Source organism: Yersinia thracica (genome assembly GCF_902170565.1).
Classification (GTDB): domain Bacteria; phylum Pseudomonadota; class Gammaproteobacteria; order Enterobacterales; family Enterobacteriaceae; genus Yersinia; species Yersinia thracica.
Genome location: NZ_CABHXX010000095.1, coordinates 250,428 through 277,137, shown reverse-complemented (window position 1 = coordinate 277,137; position 26,710 = coordinate 250,428). Strand labels below are relative to the sequence as shown.

Sequence of the window (26,710 nt, the reverse complement as noted above, 5' to 3'; positions counted from 1 at the left end):
TTCCTTGATCATGATAAAAATGGGGAATGCGTAGTATGAGCGACAATTTCTATTGATTTCAACCTCAATCATTGAGCGCGGGCATAAGCCGCTGCTTTTTCAAACAAAGCGTGATCCGGGCGAATACCAGTATACAGCACAAATTGCTCAACTGCCTGAATAGCAAAGACTTCAGCACCAGTAATAATGGTTTTTCCTTGTGCTTTAGCATAACTGATTAGTGGGGTAATAGCTGGCATGGCCACCACATCAAAAATCACCTTAGCCCGCGCCACCTCAGCTTCAGTAAACGCCATGCTATCAGCATCTTTCCCCCCCTGCATCCCCACCGGCGTGGCATTGATCAACATATCGGCTGGTACACCCTGCATATCGGGCTGATAAATATAACCAGATTGCTCGGCGAGTTTCTGACCGGTTTTTTCATTAGTCGCAATAATAAACCCTTGCTTAAACCCCGCATTTTTTAGCGCAAAAGCCACCGCCTTCGCCATCCCACCACTGCCACGCAGTGCAAAAACGGTTTCTGCAGGCACTTGATAGCGCTGTAGCAATTTCGCGATGGCGATATAGTCGGTGTTATAGGCTTTCAGGTAACCATTCGTATTCACCAATGTATTCACTGAATTAATCGCTGCCGCAGAGGCGTCCAGCTCATCAATCATCGGGATAACCGCCTCTTTAAAAGGCATTGAAATGGCACAACCTCGGAAGCCCAATGCCCGCACACCGCCAATCGCCGCGGCCAGATCCGTGGAGGTAAAGGCCTTATACAGATAATCGAGGTCTAAAGCATCATACAAAAAGTTATGAAAACGGGTGCCAAAGTTACTGGGTCTGGCGGCCAGAGAAATACACACTTGGGTGTCTTTATTTAAGTAGCGGGTCATTTTCTTACCTCAAATAATCCTGGCGCTTTATCTGTGGCCCCGTCCTGATAAAAAGTGCTGGGGACACAAATGCTTGCTGTAGAGAAAATTATCGGCTAAAAAGATGAGATATAAAACTGCTGAGTTTGACTCAATTAGGTTCCTCTTTTATGACCAGCCGCCGCCTTGAACAACAATATTTGCGATTACTCAATCAGGTTGGGATACAACCGGTTGAGATTACACTGCAAGAACTCGCGGATAAACTTAGCTGCACCAAGCGCCATATGCGGACATTACTGGTTCAAATGCAACAAGCAGGCTGGCTAATATGGCAAGCAGAAGCGGGTCGTGGCCGCCGGTCACATTTGCAACTATTGCGGAATACTCATCAACTTTTAATTGAAAAAGCGGAACAGTTATTGGATTCCGGCGGTTTTAATGAAGCCATTGCCTTATTAGGGGAAGATAAACAGCTGATTACCCCACTGCTGCGGGCCAAGTTAGGGTATCGGATACGCGATGACTATCAAGCCCTGCGCATCCCCTACTACCGCACTATGTCAAATCTTTACCCCGGTACGCCCTTACGCCGCTCTGAATTGCACTTAGTCCGACAAATTTTTAACGGACTGACACGGATAAAAGAGGAAGACGGCGAGGTCACAACCGATTTAGCCCACAAATGGCGGATGCTCGACCCATTACACTGGCGTTTTTATTTACGTCCAGCGGTGCAATTCCATGATGGTCGAGAGCTTTCCAGCCGTGATGTGGTCAGTTCATTAACCCGCTGTGCAACTTTACCGCTGTTTTCGCATATTCAAAAAGTGAGTCAGCACGGGCCACTCAGTGTGGTGATTGAACTTAATCAGCCGGATCCCCGCTTTCCCCAGCTACTGGCCCATCACAGCGCCCTGATTTTGCCGGAAAATCATGCCGCACAGCCGGATTTTGCTTCTCACCCGGTGGGAACCGGGCCTTACCGAGTGGCTGAAAATGGTGACTGGCACTTGCAGATGAAATCCTTTGACCACTATTTTGGTTTTCGTGGCCTGCTGGATGAAGTTGAAGTGCTTATCTTCCCGGATTTAGCCCGCCCGCCCTCCGGCACGCCCGCTGTGCTATCAGAGCAATTGAGCATGGCAAATATCCAAAGTGCCACCTGGTTAAGCTCCAGTATCAGTGATATTGACTATGTATCTGGCTCTGCCGCCAGCCTGACCGGTAAACCCTCAGACTCAACGCAAGAAATGTTTCTGGAGCGCGGCGGATATTTTTTGCTGTGTGACAGCCGCTCACCGCACTGGCACAGCATTAAACAGCGCCGCTGGTTGCGAAAAACGCTTAATCCTTATCATCTCATCCAACGCCTAATTGAGCCCATTCGCCCCTTCTGGGTACCCGCTACCAGTGTCTTACCCACCTGGTTTCACGGCATAGATTCAGGGGATGAGTGCCCTCCGTTCCCCATTGACAGCGCGGTAGAATCAGAGGATAGGCCGGTGCTAACTCTGGCTTATCATGCTCAGCACCCAGAATACGCGATGCTGGTCACTGAAATGACTCATATTCTGGCCGCTCAAGGGATTAAATTGGCCGTCATACAGCTGGATTACATCACTTGGGCCAAGGGCGAGGCCAATGTCGATTTATGGCTAGGCACAGTAAACTTTGCGGTTCCCGAAGAATGGAATGTTGGCGCATGGTTATTGGGCTCCCCGCTGCTGCGCCAATCTATTACTGGTGGTGACGAAGCAAGTTTACAAGCTTATCTGCATGATTGGCGCAACCAAACCCTTAGCAGCGAGCAGCTAATCAGGGAGGTGATAGCCGGGGGTTGGTTACAACCTTTATTCCACCACTGGATGCGCCTAAAAGCCCCCGAACACGCCCAAGGTGCACACCTCAATAATCTGGGTTGGTTTGATTTTCAAACAACCTGGCTGGAACCGGAATAATGGTGAATAACCAGAATTCATTCAAAATAAACATTAATTAAATAAAAGGCAGTGAGTTTCTTTTATATGGATATTTAATTTAAATTAAATATAAAAATATCAGCTCATATTAACATCTATAATTAACTTCATCATTTAACAACGTTATTTAACCACTTCCATTAAGCGAGGAAAATAAATAATTATTATTTCTTGACGGAGAACCGTGCAAAATGATATTTCTCTTGCAAGGAAAGTAAGAGAGTGGGTTACTACATTTAATCACAATATTAAATTTATATGGTTGATTTATTTTCATAACTCAGGAACAAGACTGGTTAAAAATGCTTTCCTTAATGGACTGCCAATCATTCATCTATTGGCACTCGTAATCAATGGAGGAATAAACTATGTCTCGCTTACAAAAAGAAATCAATGAAACTAAGACAGTCATTAACATTTGTAATACTAAAAAGAGTCAACCTCAGCATCTTGCAGACAGTATTCTCGACAAGATAGCAGGCGGTTGGGTGAATGCTTTTGTAAACTGGCCAAAAAGTTTTTAATCTCACCGAGGGCCGCTTATGGCGGCCCTTACTCAGGCCCGCAAAAATCCAGAGATTTATCATCTGGAAAGGAGTGCAAAGTTATGGTCAATCAATTAAACATTCAAAGCATCCAACACCTTGAAATAATATTAAAAATAAGCGAACGCTGTAATATTAATTGTGATTATTGCTATGTATTCAATAAAGGTAATCCGGCGGCTAATAACAGCCCCGCCAGATTGTCAGATAGAAACATTAATGACTTAGCTGAATTTCTTCACACAGCATGTCGGGAATATAAAATCGGTACCCTACAAATTGATTTCCATGGGGGGGAACCGTTATTGATGAAAAAAGAAAACTTCGCCAAAATGTGTGAGCGATTACTGACAGGAAGATACTCGAAGACTAATATCAGATTCGCATTGCAAACTAACGGCACACTTATTGATGAAGAATGGATATCACTATTTGAAAAATATTCTGTGAACGCAAGTATTTCTATTGATGGCCCGAAACATATTAATGACAGGCATCGTTTAGATACCAAAGGGCGTAGCACTTACGAGGCGACAGTGCGTGGTTTGCGTATACTCCAACATGCTCATAAGCAAGGCCGTATTCCATCGGCACCGGGGGTTTTATGTGTCGCGAATGCTCAAGCAAATGGTGCTGAGATATATCGTCATTTTGTGGACGAATTAAAGGTTTATGGTTTTGATTTTCTGGTGCCAGACGATTGTTATCATGACACTAATATTGACCCTGTTGGTATTAGCCGCTTCCTAAATGAAGCTTTGGATGAATGGTTCAAGGACAGCAACCCTAATATTTTTGTCCGCCTTTTTCAAACACACTTAGCTCATTTGCTCGGTACAAAGCATCAAGGAATTTTAGGGCATTCACCCAGCGCCACTGGGGCATACGCATTCACCGTGGGTTCAGATGGTTTTATTCGTGTGGATGATACCTTACGCGCCACATCAGACAGAATTTTCAATCCCATTGGTCATGTTTCTGAAATCAGCCTAACTGATGCACTTAATAGCCCTCAGTTCCAGGAGTACGCGTCAGTCGGCCAAGCTCTGCCCCATGAATGCAACGGTTGCATTTGGGAAAACGTCTGTGCTGGAGGTCGTATTATGAATCGTTTTTCACCTGAAACCCGCTTCGACCGCAAGTCTGTTTATTGCTATTCCATGAGAAGTTTCCTCAGCCGCGCCGCTGCACACCTACTCAATATGGGCATCAAGGAAGAGCGCATTATGACAGCAATTGGGCGATAAGTTTTGGAACATATGGTGAGGGAGCGCCTGTAAATTGATCAATAAATCTGCGATTTTCAGACAGGAAGCGATAGAGCACAAAGCACATCACTGGCTGGGTAATCCACAAGTCAATATCCCAATAGGCGCTTCTATTTGGGCAATACTTGCTCTGGCGCTTATTGCCTGCTTGATAGCATTCCTGGTGATGGGGACTTACACCCAAAAAACCCATCTCACGGGGTCTGTTGTCCATCACCCTGCCGTGGCACGAATAACCGCCCCACGGGATGGCGTTATTGTCCGCAGTCTGGCTGAAGAAGGGAAAACCGTTCGCGCGGGCGACGTGATTTATATCGTCAATATGGAAACGCAGACAGAGTTTGGCAGAACAAGTGATGAGAAAGCAGCAGCGCTAAAATCGCAGAAAACGGCCATTGAACGGGAGACAAAACTCAAATCTGCGGCAGCAGATATCGAGCGAAACTTTCTCCTTTTAAGTTTGAAAAATAAGGAAGCCGAGCAGCAAAAAATGGATGATTTGATTGGCAAATCTGCACAACAAACATCGTGGCTATTGGAAAAAGCACAGCATTTCAAAGAATTGGTTCGCCAAGGAATTGCCCTTGAAACGGAATATATGGGCCGTCGTTCTGAATACTACAGTGCCTCCGTTCAATTCAAGACCTATCAGCGCGAAAAGGTAAAGTTGCAAGGAGAAACCGTCAACATAAAAGCACGACTAGCAGCAATCCAAACTGAACTTGATGCTTCGCTGGAGAATCTACGCCGTCAAACTGCACGCTTGGATCTGGATTTAGTTTCTACTGAAGAGCAGCGGGAGTTGCAAATAACGTCTCCGATCGAAGGCCGGTTAACCGGCATTACAGGATTAACCGGCAACACTATTCGAGCAACCCAGGAGTTAGCCAGTGTTGTGCCAACATCAGGGCAAGCTGAAGTGGAAATCTTCGCCACCGCTGACGCCATCGGCGAGTTGCGTGAAGGCCAGACCGTAAGATTACGGTTCGACGCCTATCCCTACCAATGGTTTGGTCAATATGACGGCATTGTCAGATCAATATCCACCACCTCAGTCAAACAGCACTTAAGCAGGGATGGCGAGCAAGCCCAGCAGTCCCCACGACACTATTTTCAAGTACGCATCAGCCCCAAAAACAACAGGGTAGTGATGGCGGGGGAAACTTACCCTTTGCGGCCAGGGATCGGTGTTAAAACAGATGTTTTCATTAGAAAACGGCCGCTCTATGAATGGCTTCTTTTGCCCCTCAAAAGTGCTCGTCACAGGGTTCAAGGTCACTCTGGAGAAGCCGCATGATAATTGCCATGAAAGGTTACTTTGAGGCTCTTCGACAGCGCCTACCCGTGGTGATGCAAACAGAGGCAACGGAGTGTGGGTTGGCATGCATAGCAATGATTGCGGGTTATTATGGCCTTAATATAGATCTCCAGGCGCTGCGTAAACATTATCAAGTGTCTCTGAAAGGCATGAGTCTACGCAATCTTATTGAGCTGGCAGATCGCTTATCCTTGGGGTCACGTCCTGTTCAAGCCGATTTAGATGCAGCCCGACAACTCAAAACACCGTGTATCCTACACTGGTCGTTTAACCATTTTGTGGTACTAAAGAAGTTTTCTCGCCACGGGGCCACTATTATTGATCCAGCCAGAGGTGAGAGAAAAATCTCTCTGACTGAGTTATCTCAACACTTTACCGGCATCGCACTGGAAATTTGGCCTAATCAGCATTTCCAACGTCGGACTGAAAAAAAGACCATCCGCCTGCTGGATATGTTCAAAAACGTATCCGGCCTGTCACGTGCTTTAGCGCATATATTGGCCCTCTCATTGTGTATCGAACTTCTTGCTCTGACCGTTCCGATGGCTGCTCAATTCACCGTCGACATGGCATTAAGATCCGGCGATATCAATTTTGTATCACTGATAACCTGGGGAATTATTGCCTTATTAATCTTTCGCGCTTTGCTCAGCATAATTCGCGCCTGGACGGTTATGTCAGTTAAATACACATTGGGTATTCAATGGAATTCTGGACTTTTTAGTCATTTAATCCGCTTGCCTGTTTCCTACTTCGAAAAGCGTCATGTCGGCGATGTCAGGTCGCGCTTTAACTCACTGTCAGTAGTACAGGATGCATTTACCGCCGATATGGTTGCGTCGCTGTTGGATATTGTGGTGGTCATTGGTTTGTTATTTTTGATGTGGGCTTACAATGGCCATCTGGCGGCAATCGCCGTGTTGATATCCATTATCTATGCTGTTATCAAATTTTTTCTTTTCAGCGCCTATCGTTCCGCCAATTTGGAGGCGATTGCCCATGAGGCAAAGCAACAGTCACATTTCCTCGAAACAGTGCGCGGCATCGCGTGCGTCAAAATTTTCAATTTGGCAGAACGTCGGCGTACTGATTGGCTCAATCTGGTTATCAATGAAGCTAATGCAAAAATCTACCTGTTTAAAATAGACCTGGCAACACAGACGGTGGGCTTGCTGTTAATCGGGCTGTCTTCCGCAATAACATTATGGCTGGGGGCAAAGCTAATTGATGAAGGCCCCCTCACCACAGGTATGCTGTTTGCGTTCTTGATTTACTCGGACATGTATGTCACTCGCACCATCCGCGTCATTGACTCGATTACCAAACTCCGCTTGATTGATATGCACAGTGAACGCCTTTCAGAAGTCGCACTTGCCACACCTGAACAGGATACAGATACCGACGGGGCAGATTTGGTCACGCCTGGCCTCTTTGCGGGCAGTATTGAAGTTAAAGGCCTGAGTTATCGCTATGGGGACGGCGAGCCAGCCGTATTTGAAGATGTTTGCCTGTCTATCAAGGCGGGGGAAAGTGTTGCCATTGTCGGGCCATCAGGCTGTGGAAAATCGACCCTTCTTAAAACTCTGGGCGGTTTAGCCCCACCAAAAAGCGGTTCTATTTTATTGGATGGCGTAGACATACGGCAATTAGGCCTGGGTACCTACCGCAAACATATCGCCTACGTGTTACAGGAAGACAAACTGTTTGCAGGGTCTTTACTTGAAAATATCAGTTCATTTGATGTACAGCCTGAGTATGAGTGGGTGTTTGAATGTGCCCGACTTGCTTCAATTCATACTGAAATTGAAACCATGCCGATGAAGTACGAAACCATGGTCGGTGACATGGGGAATGCCCTTTCAGGTGGGCAACGTCAGCGTATTTCTTTGGCGCGCGCCTTGTACAAACGCCCACGTATATTATTTCTTGACGAAGCAACCAGTGACCTGGATGTCGATAACGAAGCCCGAATTAATGATTCGATACGCGCATTGAAAATAACTCGAATTTTTGTCGCCCACCGCCCAACAATGATTGCCATGGCGGACCGGGTGTTTGATCTCAGCAGGAACTCTGAAATGGAAAAGGAAAGTCCTTATGCACTTTTTACCTAATAAACACATTACCGCGATGACATTTGTTCTCTTATCTTCTGTTGCCACTCCGGCTGCACTCAGCGCCATCGCACCAGAAAAAGTCATGCATATGCCTTTTGAGTGGGATGATACGGCAGTACCTGTGGTCAGTGTTGAAATCAATGGTTTACGCCAATCATTTTCAATTGATACGGGGTCCGAAATGGGGCTGCATTTAACCAAAGAAGTTATGGCGCAACTTCCAGGATTGGTGCCCGTTGAGGGAAAACGCCGCTCTATCGATCTGGCAGGAAAAGTGCTTTTCAATGAAAAGTTTTATATCCCTCAACTTTCGATCAATGGCATGACATTTAAGAATGTTAAAGGTGTTACATTCAGTCCCTGGGGGCTGGCTCTCACCCCGAAAACAGCACCCCGTAACTCGATGGTCATGGGCTTGGACTTATTCAAGGAAAAAGCGGTACTTATTAACTATAAAAGCCAGCTTCTGTCTGTTGCGGATAATACCCAAGCATTAGGCATTAACATGGCTGATGGTTGGATAGCATTACCATTGCGGCTGACGCCAGAAGGGATCGAACTCAAAATTTCTAAAAATGCTAAAGAATACAATATGGTTTTAGATACTGGGGCTACTGTATCTGTATTTTGGAAAGAACGGCTTGAATCTGCGGTTGTCAGTCTCCCTTGCCAAACATTGATCGGGGATATAGAAATGGAAGGTTGTGTGGCATCAGATTTCCAACTTAACGAAATGGGTACAAAAGAGATTAGTTTTAATGCGGTGTTGCTAGACGGGGTATTCAACCAAATGGACACTGATGGATTAATCGGCAATAACTTCCTCAACAAATTTGCCGTACTGATCGATTTCCCGGGGCAGAGATTACTCATCAGGAAGTTTAAAAACACGTAAACTCCCCTAACTCAATGAAGTATGTCCATTAAAAGCCTTTCTGAACACAAAAAAAGGGAGGCTGATACTCACCGGCCTGATGATATTATCCGGCCGCACCGCTTTCGAATACCGCTATACCCTGCACGTTATCGTGATGGATTACCCCGCCCGTCCATTGCCCGGTATCACAAAAAAAGACAGCGATAAATACGGTGACGGCCCAGATCCTTATACCTATCTGAACAGCCAGGGGTTAATCAATAAATTCGGCATTACTAATGACGACCAATTTATTGAGATGGAAAAAGATTTTTCCGAGCTGGCTATTATGGACATCAAATTTAGCCCGCCACCCTATGATTTGCGCTACTGATGCGCACTGCATCAAGTCTTAAGCCGAAAATGCAGGAAGGCAGTGGTCGTACCCAACTGATTCGTATTATTTTTAAAGTCAGCAACACAGCAGCAGTCACCCTGCAAACCGATCCACAATATCTCCTCGCCAGCGAAAATTTATTCGATCTTAGTAATACCAAGGCGGCGCGGATGAACCATCAACTCGCCAGTCAGACAGGATGGATAGCGCTCTATCATTATGATGCGGATAGTCTGGAATTTTAGAATAGATCAGAATGGCTTCCTGTCCTTTCGAAGCGAAGCAAATCATCAGCATCCTTTGCTTTATGGACATCGACACCTTTCTCGCTGTTGGCAATAGTTTTAGCGGTAAGTTCGTTAGGAATACGCAAATCAAACGGAAGCGCTTTTTCTCGGGCAACTTTGGTCAAGGTTATCCGCACCAGATCGGATACGGTTAAACCCATGCCAGCAAGCACAGCAGCGGCTTCATTTTTTAGGGTTTCGTCTATACGAGCACGAACAAAAGCATTTGCGGCCATAGTAAAACCTCCTTTTAGTTGGAGAATCCATTGTGGCTCACCTGAGCTACAAAATCAAATAATGCTCATTGGCTGAATAGGGTACTGGGGGCTAATGTTTTCAAATGCAAACCATTACACTTACTCATGAATAATTTCCTCCCCGTAAAGATTAAATATTTTTTCATGCTTATATGATCCATTAAAGAACACTATCGAGTGAAATTCGGGATGATTTTTTTCTACAAACGACCCCATCAGCATAGCGTTTGTTAGAAAAATGCTCGCTTGATGTATTCCATATTGGTGTAGCTCTCTGTTAATAATGTCTGGTTGACATAAAGTATCAACTCCACCCATATACCCCTTGATATAGGCAAATGGAATAATTTGAGATAAGAGAAATGCAAGAGAGTTTTCTCCACCATGAGCTGAGAAGCAACAAGCTAGCCTTATGTAGTTATATTGGCTTATATTTACAACGCGTTGCCTGAGAAAACTCAAAAGTTGGTGTGCATTGAATCGGTTGCCATTAATAATGATACCGCCATCCCTTGTCCCATGAGCCGAAATATTAAGCCGATTTGTGAATGTCGGTTGTTCTGAGTGTTTGTTGTAAAAGTTGTCTTGGAATATATAACCATCGTCAAATATATTTAGTATAATAGCCATTTAATTAAGTACTCATCAAAAAAAGTAAACTTTTTTATAATTAATAGGTTACGCCTCGACTGCCAAAAATCAAGGGCGCAAATTTATCCCTCAATCATCAGGCACCTGACTTAACGTCCAGCTGCTGCCATCAAAAAGTATACCTGTGCGGAATTGTAAGCAGGAACCTGAGCAACCTGTGCGATACACTAAGTAATATGACTGAAGTGTAATATAAGTGTTCCTGCTGCTTCTCCTGGTCATCCTCCCATCAGAAAACAAGTAAAAGCGCAGGGCAAGAGGCGCAAGCCATCCTGTCTAAAATGCAAGCTACAATGGCAAAGGCAGATGATTGATTGCAATCGAAAAGAGTATATTTGTGATTAATACTCCGTTTTTGAGGGAAATATCGCCAGTTAACCGCCCATGTTATTTTCAATAAAAGTACCGATGATTTTTCATGCTGCTCAGTTACCCTCACTTTTTCACTCTCATTTCTCCCTGTTGGTGGTAGACCCCGGCGGGGTTGCCGATATGACGAGTTTCATTTGCATTTATTGTGAGCCAAAAAAACAGAATAAATACAAGTCCAAGGGATTTCAAATGCGAGCTATTACACCTATGGAGACGGAAATATCAAGGTGACCACCTAAACACCGCCGACTAAGAAACGCTTATTAATTCGACGGTCAGATGGTTATGACCGCACTAAAGTCATGAAGTTGACCGATCTGAGCGATAAAGAACTGGCACAAATTTGTCATTAAGTGGCTAACTAAATCCCTACTTTTAACAGGCGATGTTGGCTGATTGCATGGCAGAACTTCGCTGGGCTATAGTCACGCCGCAGCGGCAAAATCCGCTGTCGGGATTAGCGTCCCGGAATTTACCAAAGCGCACAACCGTAGACACGGCTATTATGTGCGGGCACAGTGACACCGGTAATATGTAAGAAACGGTGAACTGGGTGGGGGCATCGCAAGATGCGCCGGGTTCTTTGGTAGCCGGTTACGCTAACCCCGCCCAGTTCACCACCCTCTGAGGTTAGCGTCTCTTGGTGGTGATTAGTCCCCCTACCAAAGAGGTAGTCATCATGGATCTGACGACTAAGTGCCTTTCACTATCTATCTGTAATAAAATAATTTTTTACCCAGTGATATCACTACCAGCCCCTCTGCTGCCGGAGGTGCGGTAACATAGGCCGACAATTTGCGGTTGATGCTGTCGATAACATCTTTCGCCAGTGACGGCGTTAACGGCTTGTCAATATAATAGAAATGGGCTTCCGCAATGGTATCCATCAGGATCTGCGCAGTGCGGGTATAACTTTCGAAAATAAACACCTCTTCCTCGCCGGTGCGGGAACCCCAACGCATAAGCCGGTGCCAGCACCACAACGTTGCTTTTGCCTCGCTGTCATAGGCCAGCCAGTCGGGGGTAAATCACCATCACTTCGCGCTGAAGAAAGTTCTTGCGGTAAAGTTTGGCCTCCGCAATGGTTTTGCCGCCGTTGGCACTGATATAAGCAAACGCCTTCAATTCGCGGGCAAAAATGGCATTCTGGTTTGCCACTGGCAGCGTATCCAGCCTCGGTGCGCCAATAATTTTGTATCTGAAGGTGGTCAATCTTTGAGTGGAGGTCACAATGTGGACAGTGAAAATAAATAATTCAATAAAATCAACGTAAAATACACAAAAAAAGGGAGGCTTTCGCCTCCCTTTTGTACTCCCCAGACCTGAATTAATGGTTACGAATGTATTCGTCCATATCAGTTTTCAGGTTATCAGATTTCGTCCCGAAGATAGCCTGAACACCTGAGCCTGCAACCACTACGCCCGCAGCACCCAATTTCTTCAGACCCGCTTGGTCAACTTTGGAAATATCCGCAACGCTGACACGCAAACGAGTGATACATGCATCCAAGTTAGTGATGTTTTCTTTACCACCAAAGGCTTCCACCAATGCTGCTGACATTTCAGTGCCACCCTGTACAGTTTGCTCTGTCGTCGTGTCTTCACGACCCGGAGTTTTCAAATTCAGTTTAGCGATCAGCACTCGGAAGATGGTGTAGTACACCAGACCGTAGCAGATACCCACCAGCGGGAACAACCAGATACGGCTGCTGTTGCCACTCAGTACAATGAAGTCAATCAGACCGTGGGAGAAGCTGGTACCATCGCGCATCCCAAGCAGGATACAGATTGGGAAAGCCAGACCGGCCAGAATTGCATGGATAACATACAAAATTGGCGCCACGAACATGAAGGAGAATTCGATTGGCTCGGTGATACCGGTCAGGAATGAGGTCAGTGCTGCGGAGATCATGATCCCGCCCACTTTCGCCCGGTTTTCCGGCTTAGCAGAATGCCAAATGGCAATGGCTGCGGCGGGTAGACCATACATTTTGAACAGGAAGCCACCAGACAGTTTACCCGCAGTTGGGTCACCAGCCATGTAACGTGGAATGTCACCGTGGAATACCTGGCCCGCTGCGTTGGTGTATTCACCAATTTGCATTTGGAATGGTACGTTCCAGATGTGGTGTAAACCGAATGGAACCAATGCACGTTCTACTACGCCGTAGATACCAAAAGCGACTACGGAGTTCTGATATGCTGCCCACTGAGAGAAAGTCTGGATAGCAGTACCGATTGGCGGCCATACGAAGGACAAAATCACGCCCACGAAGATCGCTGTGAAACCAGAGATAATCGGAACGAAGCGTTTGCCCGCGAAGAAGCCCAGATATTCAGGTAACTGAATACGATAGAAGCGGTTAAACATGTAGGCCGCTATTGAACCTGCAATGATCCCGCCCAGTACCCCAGTATCCGCTAAATGCTTGGCAGCAATTTCTTCTGCCGGCAGATGCAAGACCAATGGTGCTACCACCGCCATGGTTTTCACCATGATGCCGTATGCAACAACTGCCGCCAACGCGGATACACCGTCGTTATTGGTAAAGCCGAGTGCAACGCCAATAGCAAAAATCAATGCCATGTTAGCAAAAACGGAACCGCCCGCTTCTGCCATTACGTGAGAGACTACCGATGGTAGCCAGCTAAAATTCGCGGACCCGACACCCAGCAGAATACCTGCAATGGGTAACACGGACACCGGTAGCATTAGCGATTTACCGACCTTTTGCAGGTTTGCAAATGCGTTCTTAAACATAGTTGAGTGAGCTCCTGAGTAATAGTGCTTTTACTGCTTTTTCTCGCGTTTATTGGCATTACAAAGGGGGGAGTAAGCCTTTGCGAATCAGGGTGTCTAAAGCACCCCTTTAATTTTTACGAAGAGTAAAATAAATAGCCTGCTTAATGTTTGATGGCAGTCACGTTTCTTTCAAGAAAGCGCTTAATTTGCTTCAGATAGCGCATTTTTTGTAAAAAAGTGTCAATAGTCGCTGCCCTCACCCAATAAATCGGGTGAGAACATTACTCGTTTCGGGGATTAATTACGAGCTTAAAAAAAAGTATTATTAAGGAAATTAGCGCATTTTGCTGGGGAGTATTGACGAGTCCAGATGAAATAACCGGCAGAAGTTATCCGTGGTGGCTTGAGCCAAGGATTCAAGACTGACGCCTTTGAGAACTGCCATATACTCTGCAACATCACGGACATAGGCAGGTTGGTTCTCTTTACCACGATGCGGAACCGGTGCCAAATACGGCGAATCGGTTTCGACCAGCAACCGGTCTAACGGCACATAGCGCGCAACATCACGTAGTTGCTCCGCATTGCGGAAAGTGAGAATACCCGAGAAAGAGATATAAAAACCGAGGTCCAATAAGGTCGCTGCGGTCGCTTTATCTTCTGTAAAGCAGTGTAAAACCCCACCACACTCTTGCGCCTGTTCTTCACGCAAGATGGCGAGCGTGTCTTCGCGCGCATCGCGGGTATGCACAATCACGGGTTTATTTAACTTGCGCCCAATCCGAATGTGTTCACGAAACGAAGCTTGTTGCAGTGGGATATTGTCTTGCTGATAGAAGTAATCCAGCCCAGTTTCCCCCATTGCCACCACATTATCTGCCACGGCCAAACTCTCAAGCTGCTGAAAATCATAGCCGCCATCGAGATTCAGTGGATGAACGCCACATGAAAACGCCACGTTTTCTCTCTCACCGATAAGTGCAGTCATGGCTGAGAAGCCCGGTAATGTGGTGGCTACGGCGAGCACAAAACCCACATCCCGTGCCTTCGCTTTGGCTAATACATCATCGACGCTGCTGTGTAGCGTCTGGTAATCAAGGCTATCAAGATGACAGTGAGAATCTATTAACAACATATTAAACTCAATTAAAGTGATGTGGAGTAAGACCCCGTGGTCAGGGCGCTTTCCCAGTTAAGCAAAAGCTCGGTGAGTAATAACTCACGATTGACACCGACCACGGATAACAATTGATGCCGGCAATGGCCCAGCGCCTTGGCTGAATGAAGTAATATAGGTGTCGTGACCATCTGTGCCAATTGCTGCACCAACGGCAATTGGTCCTGATTAACCGCAAACTCACCCGCACCTTGCTGCCACTTCAAAGCATCCAGCACCAATGAAGAGAGCCATTGCAGGCGCGCTGGGGCATCTTCATGATTAAGCTGCGGTAATAGCGACAGTAAATCCGAACTGTTCAGGGCGCCGCTCAGCGCGCTACACAAGGCCGTTCTGATGGCCCAGAGTTCGGGTTGGAGCAAGCGCTCAGCCGCCAACGGCGCACCCTCGCTTAATTTAAGTGCCGACAGCATCGAAATTGGTTCTGCCGGAATTTGCCGTTGCAGCCATTGCAAGCTGAGCGCGGTATCCGGGCAGGCCAGATGCCAGTAAAAGCAGCGGCTGCGTAATGTTGCTAATAAACTGGCGGGTTGATGGCAATCGAGCAGAAAATAGGTTTTCTCTGGCGGCTCTTCCAGCGTTTTGAGTAGCGCATTGGCCGCCGCATCAGTCAGCGACTCGGCATGGGGTAACCACACCACTTTTGCCCCGCCCTGCTGAGCATGAGAATAGAGTTTTTCAATCTGTTGGCGCACCAACTCTACACCGATGCTGTTTTTACCTTTCTCCGGTGCCAGCACGTACCAGTCTGGGTGGTTACCCGCCAACATCAAGCGGCAACTATGGCATTCGCCACAGCTTTTCTCGCCTTGCCGCTGCTGGCACATTAACCAACGGCTGATACCATAAATCAGCGCTTCCTCGCCATTTCCGGGCAAAGAATGCAGTAATAATGCATGATGACCACGCCCGGCAGTCTGCTGCCCTACCCACTGACGGTAAGGCGCGGTAAGCCATGGATACCATTTCATTACGCGGTTTCTCGGCGGGTCAGCCATTGTTTCAGTACCCGGCTAATAGATTCACTGACTTGCTCAAGTGGTTGAGATGCATCAATAGTTTTGATGCTGGAATCTGCTGCGGCCAATTCAAGATAGCGTGCGCGGGTGCGTTCAAAAAAGGCCAATGACTCTTGTTCAATCCTATCTAATTCACCACGAGCCCGCGCGCGCGCCAGTCCAAGCACCGGCGGCAAATCGAGATACAGTGTCAGGTCTGGGCGAAATTCACCTAATACGGTGTCACGCAGAGATGCCATGAGGTTGCTATCAATCCCGCGTCCACCGCCTTGATAAGCTTGCGATGACAAATCATGGCGATCGCCCACCACCCAACTGCCGCGCGCCAGCGCAGGTTTAATCACATTTTCAACCAATTGCACTCGGGCAGCATACAGCATCAGCACTTCGGCTTTATCTGTCAGAACTTCGCCGTCAATGCCTTGCTTAATCAGGTCGCGCAGTTTTTCTGCCAGCGGCGTTCCACCCGGCTCCCGGGTGAAGACAATATCGTTAATCCCTTGGGCATGCAGCGTGGCCACCACGGTGTCTCTGGCGGTGGTTTTCCCTGCCCCTTCAAGCCCCTCAATAACGATAAATTTACTGTTCATTTTTATCCTTTAGCGATTGACGATAAACCCGCACCGCTTGGTTATGGCTGGCTAAATTGGTGGTAAAAGTATGGCCGCCCTTGCCGTCTGCCACAAAATAGAGATAAGCAGTTTTAGCCGGATGAGCGGCAGCCGCGAGCGATGCCAACCCCGGCATTGCAATTGGCGTCGGCGGCAAGCCGGATATCACATAGGTATTATAAGGCGTTGGGGTATCTAAGTCTTTACGACTAATGTTGCCATTATAGTTATTCCCCATGCCATAGATGACGGTTGGGTCCGTTTGCAGGCGCATACCAATGCGTAAACGGTTGATAAACACCGACGCCACTTTGGTTCGTTCTTCATTGACTGCCGTTTCTTTCTCGATGATGGACGCCATAGTGACTAAGTCGCCTGGGGTTTTGTAAGGCAATGATTTATCGCGTCCTTGCCAGATTTCATCGACTGTTTTTTCCATTTTCACATGGGCACGTTTGAGTAATGCCAAATCAGTGGTGCCAGCGGTATAGGAATAGGTATCCGGGTAGAGCCAGCCTTCTGGGTGTTCACTGTCTTTCAACCCCAGCAATAGCGCGATTTCAGCATCACTCTTTCCATCCAATACATGCTTTATATATTTTGACTGTTGTAATTCATCCATCCAATCACGCAGCCGCTTACCTTCAATAAAGCGCACGGTAAATTGCGCTTCTTTGCCGCTGGCGAGCAGTTCTAGCATGCCGCGCACCGTCATTCCGGGGGTAAAACGATAAGTCCCCGCCTTGAATTTGGCTAACTCTGGCTCACTGCGCAGCAGCCATGGGAACCAGCGGGTGTTTTTAATCAGACCATCACGGTGCAGCAAGTTCTCTAGCGCCACTCGCCCGGTGCCAGCAGGAAGTTTGAAGAAAGTTTCTTGTTGGATAGCCAAAGGCTGATCGGCGAAATGTTGTACTCTTTGGTAACCCAACAGCAGCAATCCCAAACAGATAGCGACAAAAAGGATTAATGCTCTGGTGCTTTTTATTTTCATCGGACGGCCATCTTCAAATTAAAGGTATCATTGGTACAAAAATCAAAATCCCCATAAAGCTTATATTTCGCAGCAATGAAGATTTAAGAAATCAAACAACTGACGTGAGTGATAAACCCACTCTTCGGCGCGATTTACCGGTAATATCGGCATCAGCGCGTTACACACGAGAACTTCATCTGCATCTGCCAACACACTCACCGGTTGTGCCACAATCTCCACTTGCCGACCATGAGCGGCCAGACAAGTAATTATTCGTTGGCGCATAATGCCATTTACACCTGATTGGCACAGGTCTGGGGTAAATATTTTATCCCCTTCGCGCCAGAATAAGTTAGCCGCACAGCATTCCACCAGCATGCCTTCAGTGTCAAGCACCAGCGCTTCATCCGCCGTTGTCTGGTCAAGATGCGCGCGGATCAAGACTTGTTCCAGGCGATTCAAGTGCTTAACCCCGGCCAGCAATGGGTTACGGGCTAACAATATCGGGCTGAGTGCCAGAGCAATACCTCGTTCACGCCAGTTATGGTAATGAACCGGACAATCACCAAGAGAAATAATTCGTGTGGGATGCTGACATGCCGTGCCACTGTAGCCTCGACCGCCGCTTCCCCGGCTGATAATCACTTTCAGTACGCCGTCTTCAGTATGATTTGCTGCCTCAACCATTTCCTTGCTCAATGCATTCCAATTTACAACGGGCATTAATAGCCGCTCAGCCGCCTGTTGCAAACGCAATATGTGCTTATCCAGCCACACGACACGACCATCGGAGACTCTGGCGGTAGTAAAACAGCCATCACCAAACTGCACTGAGCGGTCTGAAGCTGAAATCAAATTTTGTTCAACACCATTAATCCAGAACATTCAGATTCTCTTTAAATGGGGGCATCTTGGCTCTATATTCAATTAGGCTATAGATATTGCCCATAAATATAAATTCTATCTGCTGACAGTATCAGATTTAAAGCTGTGGCTGTTTTCAGATTTGTCTCTTATTGAGACAATTTTTATGGAAGGATGTTATGACGGGTGCTTGTTAAGCAAATAAAAGACCCGGAAAACCGGGTCTTAGGTTAATGACAAAGCTGCTGATAGCTCAGTGAGTGATGGGTTTACCGCACCCAGAGCCGCTCCGGTCGCTTACGCGACTACGGCCCCAACGGCACGACTCCCCTTCATTTGACTTTGTCAGCAGACTTTTGAGCAGTGAATGCTATACCTTACGGAACACCAAAGAGCCGTTAGTACCACCGAAACCGAAGGAGTTACACAGGGTGTATTCCAAATCTGTTACCTGGCGAGCAGCACCCGGAACAAAGTCCAAATCACAACCTTCATCTGGGTTATCCAGGTTAATGGTTGCCGGAATAGCCTGATCACGCAGCGCTAATACCGTAAAGATAGACTCAACCGCGCCTGCTGCACCTAACAAGTGCCCAGTCATGGATTTGGTGGAACTGACCATCACTTTGGTGTCTCCACCAAATACAGACTTAACTGCCTGCGTTTCGGCTTTATCGCCAGCAGGAGTTGACGTGCCGTGGGCATTGATATAGCCGATTTGAGAGGGGGTCACACCCGCATCACGCAACGCATTCACCATTGCCAGAGCTGCACCAGAACCGTCTTCCGGTGGAGAGGTCATATGGTAAGCATCGCTGCTCATCCCAAACCCAACAACTTCAGCATAGATTTTTGCACCACGTTTTTTCGCGTGTTCGTACTCTTCCAGCACCATCATGCCTGCACCATCACCCAGAACGAAACCATCACGGTCTTTATCCCAAGGGCGACTGGCAGCCTGCGGATTATCGTTGCGAGTAGACAATGCACGAGCAGCCCCAAAACCACCGACACCCAATGGTGTACTGGCTTTTTCAGCCCCACCGGCCAGCATAACGTCAGCATCATTGTAAGCAATGATACGAGCCGCTTGCCCGATGTTGTGAACGCCAGAAGTACATGCCGTAGCAATAGAAATGCTTGGCCCACGCATACCGAACATAATGGTCAGGTGGCCGGCAATCATATTAACAATGGTTGAAGGCACGAAGAATGGGCTAATTTTACGCGGCCCGCCTTTCACCAATGAGGTGTGGTTCTCTTCAATCAGACCCAACCCACCAATACCGGAACCAATCGCGGCACCGATACGAGGAGCATTGGCTTCTGTCACTTCAAGCCCGGAGTCTTGCATAGCTTGCATGCCAGCCGCGACACCGTACTGTATGAAAGCATCCATTTTGCGTGCATCTTTACGCGAAATGTAATCTTCACAATTAAAATCTTTTACTAAGCCAGCAAATTTCGTTGCATAGTCTGTAGTATCAAAATGGTCGATCAGGCTGATGCCACTCTGCCCGGCAAGAACAGCGTTCCATGTGGATTCTACTGTATTACCGACAGGAGACAACATGCCCAGTCCAGTCACAACAACTCGACGCTTAGACACGGTTGTCCTCCAGGGAGGGAAAATTACACTAGGGCAAAAAAAACTTAGGCGGTCGAATGACCGCCTAACTATCTATCCAAACTTAAAGCATGTTCGCTTACTGCTGGTTAGCGTTGATAAAATCAATAGCTGCCTGAACAGTAGTGATTTTCTCTGCTTCTTCGTCTGGAATCTCAGTGTCGAATTCTTCTTCCAGAGCCATTACCAGCTCAACGGTGTCCAGAGAATCTGCGCCAAGATCTTCAACGAAAGAAGCACTGTTCTTCACTTCGTCTTCTTTAACACCCAGTTGTTCAACGATGATTTTCTTAACGCGTTCTTCGATAGTGCTCATACTCTTAAATTTCCTATCAAAACTCGCTTTCGCGATGGTTTTCGTAGTGTATAAAATGTTGAAAAAGATGCAACTAAATCTCGGCTGGTCAAACCACGATTTTACGCTATTTTGCGGTTTTTACCTCAAATAACGCAAATACTTTCGTGATTTTTAAATCATATACATGCCGCCATTGACATGTAACGTTTCACCAGAGATGTAGCTGGCCTCGTCAGAGGCTAAAAATGCAACAGCGCTGGCAATTTCTTTAGCTTGCCCAAGCCGGTTAGCTGGTACTTGGGCTAAAATGCCTGCGCGTTGATCATCTGTCAACGCCGTCGTCATGTCAGTCTCAATAAAGCCAGGTGCCACAACGTTGACAGTAATGCCACGTGAAGCAACCTCACGCGCCAAAGACTTGCTAAAACCGATCAGACCCGCTTTAGCTGCCGCGTAGTTAACCTGCCCTGCATTGCCCATTGTCCCAACTACAGAACCGATGGTGATGATACGCCCAAACCGCTTTTTCATCATAGCGCGCATTACCGCTTTTGATAGGCGGAACACGGAAGTTAGATTGGTGTCAATAATATCTTGCCACTCTTCATCCTTCATGCGCATCAGCAGGTTATCACGCGTAATACCTGCATTATTCACTAAAATGTCGACTTCGCCAAATTCCGCACGAATCGTTGCCAGTACTGACTCGATTGACGCGGGATCCACGACATTCAGCATTAAACCTTTACCTTGGTCGCCCAAGTAGGCGCTGATGGCTTCAGCGCCCTTTTCGCTGGTCGCCGTACCAATAACACGGGCACCACGCTCAGCTAATAATTCTGCAATCGCACGGCCAATACCGCGGCTAGCGCCAGTGACTAGCGCAATTTTACCTTCGAAGCTCATGTTATCCTCTTTTCTTAGTTTTCGTGCGCGTTGGTCAGCGTGGCAACATCGTTTACCGGTGCTGCAACTAAAGTATCCACGATGCGCTTAGTCAAACCAGTCAATACTTTACCCGGCCCAAACTCTAACAGTAGCTCAACGCCTTCTGACGCCATGAATTCCACACTTTCAGTCCAACGTACCGGATTATATAACTGACGCACCAGCGCGCTACGGATAGCCTCTGGCGACACTTCAGTTTTCACATCGACGTTGTTCACCACCGGGAATAACGGTGCCTGGAATTCAATCTCTTCCAGTGCGACAGCCAGTTTATCTGCCGCAGGTTTCATCAATGCACAATGAGATGGCACGCTGACTGGCAGAGGTAAGGCGCGTTTCGCACCGGCTGCTTTACAAGCCGCACCTGCGCGCTCTACCGCATCTTTATTACCGGCAATAACGACCTGACCCGGTGAGTTAAAGTTGACTGGCGAGACAACCTGCCCAAGTGCTGATTCTTCGCACGCTTTGGCGATGGATTCATTATCCAAACCAATAATTGCGTACATGGCACCGGTGCCTTCCGGTACCGCTTCCTGCATCAATTTACCGCGTAATTCAACCAGGCGAACCGCCTGTTTGAAATCCAGTACGCCGGCACACACCAGAGCTGAGTATTCACCCAAGCTATGGCCCGCCATCATCGCCGGCAGTTTGCCGCCTTGATGCTGCCAAACACGCCAGATAGCAACAGATGCCGTCAGCAATGCCGGTTGCGTCTGCCAGGTTTTATTCAATTCTTCAGCCGGGCCTTGTTGTACTAACTGCCAGAGATCGTAACCCAGAACTGAAGATGCTTCACTGAAAGTCTCTTCAACTATCGGAAATTGTGCGGCCAAATCGGCCAGCATACCAAGAGATTGAGATCCCTGGCCTGGAAAAACACAAGCAAATTTCGACATTTTACTTTCCTGTTAAATTAAAGAGGCCCTGTTAAATCAAAGAAACTCTGTTAATCAAAGAAACCCTGTTAAATCAAAAGCGAACCAGCGCCGAGCCCCAGGTAAAGCCGCCGCCAAACGCTTCCAGCAGCACTAACTGCCCACGTTGAATACGCCCATCTCGCACGGCTTCGTCAAGTGCCGCCGGTACGGATGCTGCAGAAGTGTTGCCATGACGATCGAGAGTGATGACCACTTTCTCCATCCCCATGCCTAATTTTTTAGCCGTTGCGCTAATAATCCGCAGGTTAGCCTGATGCGGCACTAGCCAATCCAGCGCTGAGCGATCCAGATTATTGGCCTGCAAGGTCTCGTCCACAATGTGAGCAAGTTCAGTCACCGCAACTTTAAACACTTCATTACCCGCCATCGTGACATAGGCTGGTTGGTCTTGCTGACGGTCTGGATACGGTAAAGCGAGCAAGTCGCCATAACGGCCATCAGCATGTAAATGCGTAGACATAATACCGGGTTGCTCAGATGCACCAAGTACCACTGCACCAGCACCATCACCGAACAGAATAATCGTGCCACGATCTTCAGGATTCAGTGCACGAGAAAGAACATCTGAACCAATGACGATAGCATGTTTGACTGCACCACTTTTCACGTACTGATCAGCAACACTCAGTGCATAGGTAAAACCAGCACAAGCGGCAGCCAAATCAAAAGAGGCCGCATCTTTGATGCCCAGCATTTGCTGCACCTGACAGGCCGAGCTTGGGAAAGCATGGCTTGAAGAGGTAGTGGCAACGATAATCAGCCCGATATCGTCTTTAGCAATACCGGCCATCTCCAGCGCTTTTTCAGCTGCGTGGAAACCCATTGTCGCCACAGTTTCATCAAGACCAGCAATACGCCGTTCACGAATACCTGTCCGAGTGACAATCCACTCGTCCGACGTATCCACCATTTTTTCTAAATCAGCATTACTGCGCACTTGTACGGGCAGATAACTCCCCGTACCGAGAATCTTAGTATACATGTACGATCAGTCACTCTTGGGTAAAACCGCTTCAAGGCGCGCTGCAATCCGTTGTGGGACTTGCCGCTGCACCGCCTGCACAGCCTGTTCGATAGCCACTGCAAATGCACGTTGATTCGCAGCGCCATGGCTCTTGATTACGATGCCCCGTAATCCTAACAGACATGCGCCATTATACTGGTCGGGGTTCAAATGACCGAACCGCTTAGCCACACGTTTTTGTAGCCAACGGCCAATAAGTTTAAGCCACCAGGACTGTTTTTTGCCGTCGCCCGATGATTTGAGCAATGACAAGAACATTCTTATCACACCTTCCATGGTCTTTAGAGTGACGTTACCCACGAAGCCGTCACAAACCATCACATCAGTCTTGCCTGTCAGCAAATCATTGCCTTCCAGATAACCAATATAGTTGATCGCCGGTGTATTTTTTAATACTGCGGCGGCTTCGCGGATATTATCTAACCCCTTGCTCTCTTCTTCGCCAATATTGAGCAAAGCAACACGCGGGTTTTTTATGCCAACAACTTCTTCTGCCATCACCGAACCCATGACGGCAAATTGCACCAGCATCGTGCTATCACATTCAACGTTGGCCCCCAAATCCAGTACCACAGTCTTGTTGCGCTGCTGATTGGGGATAACTGTCATCAATGCCGGGCGCTCTATCCCATCCAATGGCTTAATAAGCATCTTCGCCAACCCCATCAATGCTCCTGTATTCCCTGCACTCACACAGGCTACTGCATCACCGTTTTTAACCAACTCCAGTGCTATACGCATGGAGGTACCACGGCTGGCACGAATAGCTTGTGAGGGTTTAGCATCGCTGGCAATAACATGCTCAGCGGAGATTACCTGTAACCTCTCCAGCAACAAAGGATCGGCATTAACAAGTAACGGAGTGATGGCGTCGGGGTTCCCGACCAGCAGGAGTTTTAACTTTGGATTAGAGGCCAGTGCCTGCAATGAAGCAGGCACTGTGACGTGGGGACCGAAATCCCCACCCATTGCATCTAACGCTAGGGTTAGACAAGTCAAGGTATCGCCTTGCTAAAGATTAGCAAGTACTACTCAGCCGATAACCTTGCGGCCGCGGTAGAAACCGTCGGCTGTGATGTGGTGACGCAGGTGAGTTTCACCGGAAGTTTTGTCCACAGACAGAGTGGCAGTGGTCAGTGCATCGTGTGAACGGCGCATGCCACGTTTGGAACGAGTGGGTTTGTTCTGTTGTACGGCCATTGACCTTACTCCTTAATTACTTTCTTTAAACTGGCTAATACGGCAAATGGATTAGGTTTCTCCACCTCTGCAGGCAGTTTACCAAATACCATGTCCGCCTCGGACACTTCACAGTGTTCAGAATCATGTACCGGAACGACAGGCAGTGAAAGAATAATTTCGTCTTCAATCATAGCCAGCAGATCAACTTCGCCAAATTCGTCGACTTCGATCGGCTCGTACGCTTCCGGCAATGCCTCAGCCTGCTCATCATTGACGACCGGGCTAAAACAATACGTTGTATGAACATGGTGCGCAAACGTGCCACCACAGCGCTGACACATCAATGTTACATCGACGTCCGCATGACCTGTAATAACCGCCAGGCGCTGATTATCAATATTAAATGATAATGAGGCCACGACATCGCTGTCCACACTTACCACTGAGTCGGCTACTCGTGTAACCTGCTCAGGCGAATAGATACCTGCGTAATCTAAACGTTTCTGAGCGGTACGAACCGCATCAATGGTCAGGGGTAATTTTACCTTTTGCATAGGGCGCGCATATTAACTTTGTAACGACATAGAGTCAAAGAAAAAGGCCGTTTTACTGCACCTTTCACCAATATTCGCTTCCGAAGCGGCAGACAGTTTAAAATGTCTGATTCAATTACGCCACGGTTTATGGAAAATATTATGCCGCAATTAGTCCTTGCTTCAACCTCGTCATACCGCCGCGCATTACTGGAAAAGCTGCAATTGCCTTTTATCACTGCCGCACCAGAAACCGATGAAACCCCAATGCCTGCTGAAACCGCGAGCGCATTGGTGCAGCGTTTGGCACAAGCGAAAGCCCAAGCACTGGCTGCACATTACCCACAACACTTGATAATTGGTTCTGATCAAGTGTGTGTTATCAACGGGGCTATCATCGGCAAACCTCATAATCACGCCAATGCTGTCAAACAATTACACCAAGCCAGTGGGCAATGTGTCACTTTTTATACCGGACTGGCGCTGCTAAACACTGCCACTAATAGCCATAGTTGTCTTTGTGAAACTTTTGATGTTTATTTCCGCACCTTGAATAGTGCAGAAATTGAAGGTTATTTATCGCGGGAACAACCGTGGAATTGCGCGGGCAGTTTTAAAAGTGAAGGTTTGGGCATCACCTTATTTGATAAATTGTCAGGCCGTGATCCAAATACGCTCATCGGCCTGCCGTTAATCGCCCTCACCCAAATGTTAATTGAGCAAGGGGTGAATCCTCTACTTTAAAACTGATAGCTTTAAAACTGACGGCTGTAAAACTGATCGGGCCGTTTTAAATAGCGGCTTTTTTGCGTAATACCGCAAGACAATGGCGCAATTGATTATCCAGCGGTGCTTCAATGCGCATAGTTTCACCGGTATTTGGGTGTTCAAAACGTAAAGCGGCGGCATGTAAGAATAAACGATGTAACCCAGTGCCCTGTAATTGAGCATCAAACTCACGGTCACCATAACGATCGTCAAAAGCGATCGGGTGGCCAGCATGCAGCGCATGGACACGAATCTGGTGTGTTCGGCCGGTAATCGGGCTAGCTTTAACCAGTGTGGCATGCTCAAAACGCTCTTCTATTTTAAAGCGGGTTTCGGATGGTTTGCCCTCGCTACTGACTTTCACCATGCGCTCACCACTTTGCATAATATTCTTCAGCAAAGGCGCTTGCACGGCTTTGCAATGTGATTGCCATTGCCCGCGCACCAAAGCCAAATAATCTTTCTGCATTCCTTTCAAGCGCAGTTGCTCATGTAAGGAACGCAAAGCTGAACGTTTTTTTGCCACCAATAAAACACCGGAGGTATCACGGTCAAGACGGTGAACCAATTCCAGGAAACGCGCTTCAGGGCGCAGGGCGCGTAATGCTTCAATCACCCCGAAACTTAAACCGCTACCGCCATGGACGGCAGTACCGGAAGGTTTGTTCAGCACTAAGAGATAATCATCTTCAAATAGAATGCAATCAGCTAGCGCGGCAACTTTATCAAGTTTAGCTGATACCTGAATTTCTTCGCGTTCAGCAACTCGCACTGGCGGCACACGCACCACATCACCGTCAGCCAATTTATATTCTGGCTTAATGCGCCCTTTATTAACTCGAACCTCACCTTTGCGCACGATGCGGTAAATCATACTCTTTGGCACACCTTTCAATTTAGTGAGCAAAAAGTTATCGATCCGCTGACCGGCTTCGTCGGCAGAAATGGTGATTAATTGTACTACTGGATTATTCGTTTTCATGGGACGCGATTCTAAATACACCGAGGAATTAGCGCCACCCCTTTTTCTGTGCTTAACTGTCAATCTGGCTATTTAAAGATAACGTTTGCGTGCAT

Annotated in this window: 29 protein-coding genes; 9 read left to right on the top strand and 20 right to left on the bottom strand. The window is 47.4% G+C overall.

The window, feature by feature from the left end:
• Nucleotides 1-68 precede the first annotated feature (68 nt).
• Nucleotides 69-890, bottom strand: coding sequence for a shikimate 5-dehydrogenase (locus tag FTA91_RS14180; protein ID WP_050115765.1), 822 nt, complete (start codon nt 888-890; stop codon nt 69-71).
• A gap of 149 nt (nt 891-1,039) precedes the next feature.
• Between FTA91_RS14180 and FTA91_RS14175 the strand changes: the two genes are divergently transcribed.
• The 8 genes from FTA91_RS14175 to FTA91_RS14140 all read left to right on the top strand — a co-directional run bounded on the left by FTA91_RS14175 (nt 1,040) and on the right by FTA91_RS14140 (nt 9,597).
• The gene (locus FTA91_RS14175; RefSeq protein ID WP_145536208.1) at nt 1,040-2,830 is read left to right on the top strand and encodes an SgrR family transcriptional regulator; all 1,791 of its coding nucleotides are present in this window, start codon (nt 1,040-1,042) and stop codon (nt 2,828-2,830) included.
• 389 nt (nt 2,831-3,219) lie between these two features.
• Nucleotides 3,220-3,375, top strand: coding sequence for a XyeA family cyclophane-containing RiPP triceptide (gene xyeA, locus FTA91_RS14170; RefSeq protein ID WP_072082693.1), 156 nt, complete (start codon nt 3,220-3,222; stop codon nt 3,373-3,375).
• Nucleotides 3,376-3,458: 83 nt separating this feature from the next.
• Entirely contained in the window at nt 3,459-4,643 is a 1,185-nt protein-coding gene (xyeB, locus tag FTA91_RS14165) for a cyclophane-forming radical SAM/SPASM peptide maturase XyeB (RefSeq protein ID WP_050115763.1), read from the top strand.
• Nucleotides 4,644-4,677: 34 nt separating this feature from the next.
• Complete coding sequence (locus tag FTA91_RS14160; protein ID WP_145583516.1) at nt 4,678-5,961, top strand: HlyD family secretion protein; 1,284 nt, start codon at nt 4,678-4,680, stop codon at nt 5,959-5,961.
• Complete coding sequence (locus FTA91_RS14155; RefSeq protein WP_050115761.1) at nt 5,958-8,096, top strand: peptidase domain-containing ABC transporter; 2,139 nt, start codon at nt 5,958-5,960, stop codon at nt 8,094-8,096. The genes FTA91_RS14160 and FTA91_RS14155 overlap by 4 nt, the downstream gene beginning before the upstream one ends.
• Nucleotides 8,080-8,994, top strand: a complete 915-nt coding sequence (locus FTA91_RS14150) for an aspartyl protease family protein (RefSeq protein ID WP_145536206.1) — start codon at nt 8,080-8,082, stop codon at nt 8,992-8,994. The genes FTA91_RS14155 and FTA91_RS14150 overlap by 17 nt, the downstream gene beginning before the upstream one ends.
• 79 nt (nt 8,995-9,073) lie before the next feature.
• Complete coding sequence (locus FTA91_RS14145) at nt 9,074-9,349, top strand: hypothetical protein (RefSeq protein ID WP_235896856.1); 276 nt, start codon at nt 9,074-9,076, stop codon at nt 9,347-9,349.
• On the top strand, nt 9,349-9,597 hold the full coding sequence (locus tag FTA91_RS14140; RefSeq protein WP_050115758.1) for a phage tail-collar fiber domain-containing protein: 249 nt from the start codon (nt 9,349-9,351) through the stop codon (nt 9,595-9,597). Before FTA91_RS14145 ends, FTA91_RS14140 begins: the two co-directional genes overlap by 1 nt.
• On the opposite strand, the gene FTA91_RS14135 is transcribed toward FTA91_RS14140, so the two are convergent.
• The 18 genes from FTA91_RS14135 to yceD all read right to left on the bottom strand — a co-directional run bounded on the left by FTA91_RS14135 (nt 9,594) and on the right by yceD (nt 24,886).
• Nucleotides 9,594-9,875 (bottom strand): type II toxin-antitoxin system RelB/DinJ family antitoxin, encoded by a 282-nt coding sequence (locus FTA91_RS14135; RefSeq protein ID WP_050115757.1) that lies wholly within the window; start codon nt 9,873-9,875, stop codon nt 9,594-9,596. The genes FTA91_RS14140 and FTA91_RS14135 overlap by 4 nt on opposite strands.
• 120 nt (nt 9,876-9,995) lie before the next feature.
• On the bottom strand, nt 9,996-10,526 hold the full coding sequence (locus tag FTA91_RS14130; protein ID WP_050115756.1) for a hypothetical protein: 531 nt from the start codon (nt 10,524-10,526) through the stop codon (nt 9,996-9,998).
• 1,103 nt (nt 10,527-11,629) lie between these two features.
• The gene (locus tag FTA91_RS20115; RefSeq protein ID WP_050115755.1) at nt 11,630-11,881 is read right to left on the bottom strand and encodes a phage tail sheath family protein; all 252 of its coding nucleotides are present in this window, start codon (nt 11,879-11,881) and stop codon (nt 11,630-11,632) included.
• A gap of 40 nt (nt 11,882-11,921) precedes the next feature.
• Nucleotides 11,922-12,077 carry a hypothetical protein gene (locus tag FTA91_RS20110; RefSeq protein WP_186377368.1) on the bottom strand — a complete coding sequence of 52 codons (156 nt, stop codon included), beginning with the start codon at nt 12,075-12,077 and terminating at the stop codon, nt 11,922-11,924.
• Between the two features lie 169 nt (nt 12,078-12,246).
• Complete coding sequence (gene ptsG, locus FTA91_RS14115) at nt 12,247-13,680, bottom strand: PTS glucose transporter subunit IIBC (protein WP_050115754.1); 1,434 nt, start codon at nt 13,678-13,680, stop codon at nt 12,247-12,249.
• A 316-nt stretch (nt 13,681-13,996) separates the two neighbouring features.
• Nucleotides 13,997-14,797, bottom strand: coding sequence for a metal-dependent hydrolase (locus FTA91_RS14110; protein ID WP_145583514.1), 801 nt, complete (start codon nt 14,795-14,797; stop codon nt 13,997-13,999).
• Between the two features lie 11 nt (nt 14,798-14,808).
• The gene (gene holB, locus FTA91_RS14105) at nt 14,809-15,810 is read right to left on the bottom strand and encodes a DNA polymerase III subunit delta' (protein ID WP_050115752.1); all 1,002 of its coding nucleotides are present in this window, start codon (nt 15,808-15,810) and stop codon (nt 14,809-14,811) included.
• Complete coding sequence (gene tmk, locus FTA91_RS14100) at nt 15,810-16,448, bottom strand: dTMP kinase (protein WP_050115751.1); 639 nt, start codon at nt 16,446-16,448, stop codon at nt 15,810-15,812. Before tmk ends, holB begins: the two co-directional genes overlap by 1 nt.
• Nucleotides 16,438-17,463 (bottom strand): endolytic transglycosylase MltG, encoded by a 1,026-nt coding sequence (gene mltG, locus FTA91_RS14095; RefSeq protein WP_050115750.1) that lies wholly within the window; start codon nt 17,461-17,463, stop codon nt 16,438-16,440. The genes tmk and mltG overlap by 11 nt, the downstream gene beginning before the upstream one ends.
• Before the next feature lie 60 nt (nt 17,464-17,523).
• Nucleotides 17,524-18,330 (bottom strand): aminodeoxychorismate lyase, encoded by an 807-nt coding sequence (gene pabC / locus FTA91_RS14090; RefSeq protein ID WP_145536201.1) that lies wholly within the window; start codon nt 18,328-18,330, stop codon nt 17,524-17,526.
• A 349-nt stretch (nt 18,331-18,679) separates the two neighbouring features.
• Nucleotides 18,680-19,918, bottom strand: coding sequence for a beta-ketoacyl-ACP synthase II (fabF, locus tag FTA91_RS14085; protein WP_050115748.1), 1,239 nt, complete (start codon nt 19,916-19,918; stop codon nt 18,680-18,682).
• A 97-nt stretch (nt 19,919-20,015) separates the two neighbouring features.
• On the bottom strand, nt 20,016-20,252 hold the full coding sequence (acpP, locus tag FTA91_RS14080; RefSeq protein ID WP_002220787.1) for an acyl carrier protein: 237 nt from the start codon (nt 20,250-20,252) through the stop codon (nt 20,016-20,018).
• Nucleotides 20,253-20,405: 153 nt separating this feature from the next.
• On the bottom strand, nt 20,406-21,140 hold the full coding sequence (gene fabG, locus FTA91_RS14075; protein WP_038632263.1) for a 3-oxoacyl-ACP reductase FabG: 735 nt from the start codon (nt 21,138-21,140) through the stop codon (nt 20,406-20,408).
• Nucleotides 21,141-21,154: 14 nt separating this feature from the next.
• Nucleotides 21,155-22,084 (bottom strand): ACP S-malonyltransferase, encoded by a 930-nt coding sequence (gene fabD, locus FTA91_RS14070; protein WP_050115747.1) that lies wholly within the window; start codon nt 22,082-22,084, stop codon nt 21,155-21,157.
• 73 nt (nt 22,085-22,157) lie between these two features.
• Entirely contained in the window at nt 22,158-23,108 is a 951-nt protein-coding gene (locus FTA91_RS14065) for a beta-ketoacyl-ACP synthase III (protein WP_145536200.1), read from the bottom strand.
• A 6-nt stretch (nt 23,109-23,114) separates the two neighbouring features.
• Nucleotides 23,115-24,149: a phosphate acyltransferase PlsX gene (gene plsX, locus FTA91_RS14060; RefSeq protein WP_072082692.1), complete on the bottom strand. Its 1,035-nt coding sequence runs from the start codon at nt 24,147-24,149 to the stop codon at nt 23,115-23,117.
• A gap of 33 nt (nt 24,150-24,182) precedes the next feature.
• On the bottom strand, nt 24,183-24,350 hold the full coding sequence (gene rpmF / locus FTA91_RS14055) for a 50S ribosomal protein L32 (protein ID WP_002210931.1): 168 nt from the start codon (nt 24,348-24,350) through the stop codon (nt 24,183-24,185).
• A 5-nt stretch (nt 24,351-24,355) separates the two neighbouring features.
• Nucleotides 24,356-24,886, bottom strand: coding sequence for a 23S rRNA accumulation protein YceD (gene yceD / locus FTA91_RS14050; protein WP_038632255.1), 531 nt, complete (start codon nt 24,884-24,886; stop codon nt 24,356-24,358).
• 141 nt (nt 24,887-25,027) lie between these two features.
• Between yceD and FTA91_RS14045 the strand changes: the two genes are divergently transcribed.
• The gene (locus tag FTA91_RS14045; protein WP_050115744.1) at nt 25,028-25,609 is read left to right on the top strand and encodes a Maf family protein; all 582 of its coding nucleotides are present in this window, start codon (nt 25,028-25,030) and stop codon (nt 25,607-25,609) included.
• Between the two features lie 46 nt (nt 25,610-25,655).
• Here the strand turns inward: FTA91_RS14045 and rluC are convergent, their stop codons facing one another.
• Nucleotides 25,656-26,615: a 23S rRNA pseudouridine(955/2504/2580) synthase RluC gene (gene rluC, locus FTA91_RS14040; protein WP_050115743.1), complete on the bottom strand. Its 960-nt coding sequence runs from the start codon at nt 26,613-26,615 to the stop codon at nt 25,656-25,658.
• Between the last annotated feature and the right edge of the window lie 95 nt (nt 26,616-26,710).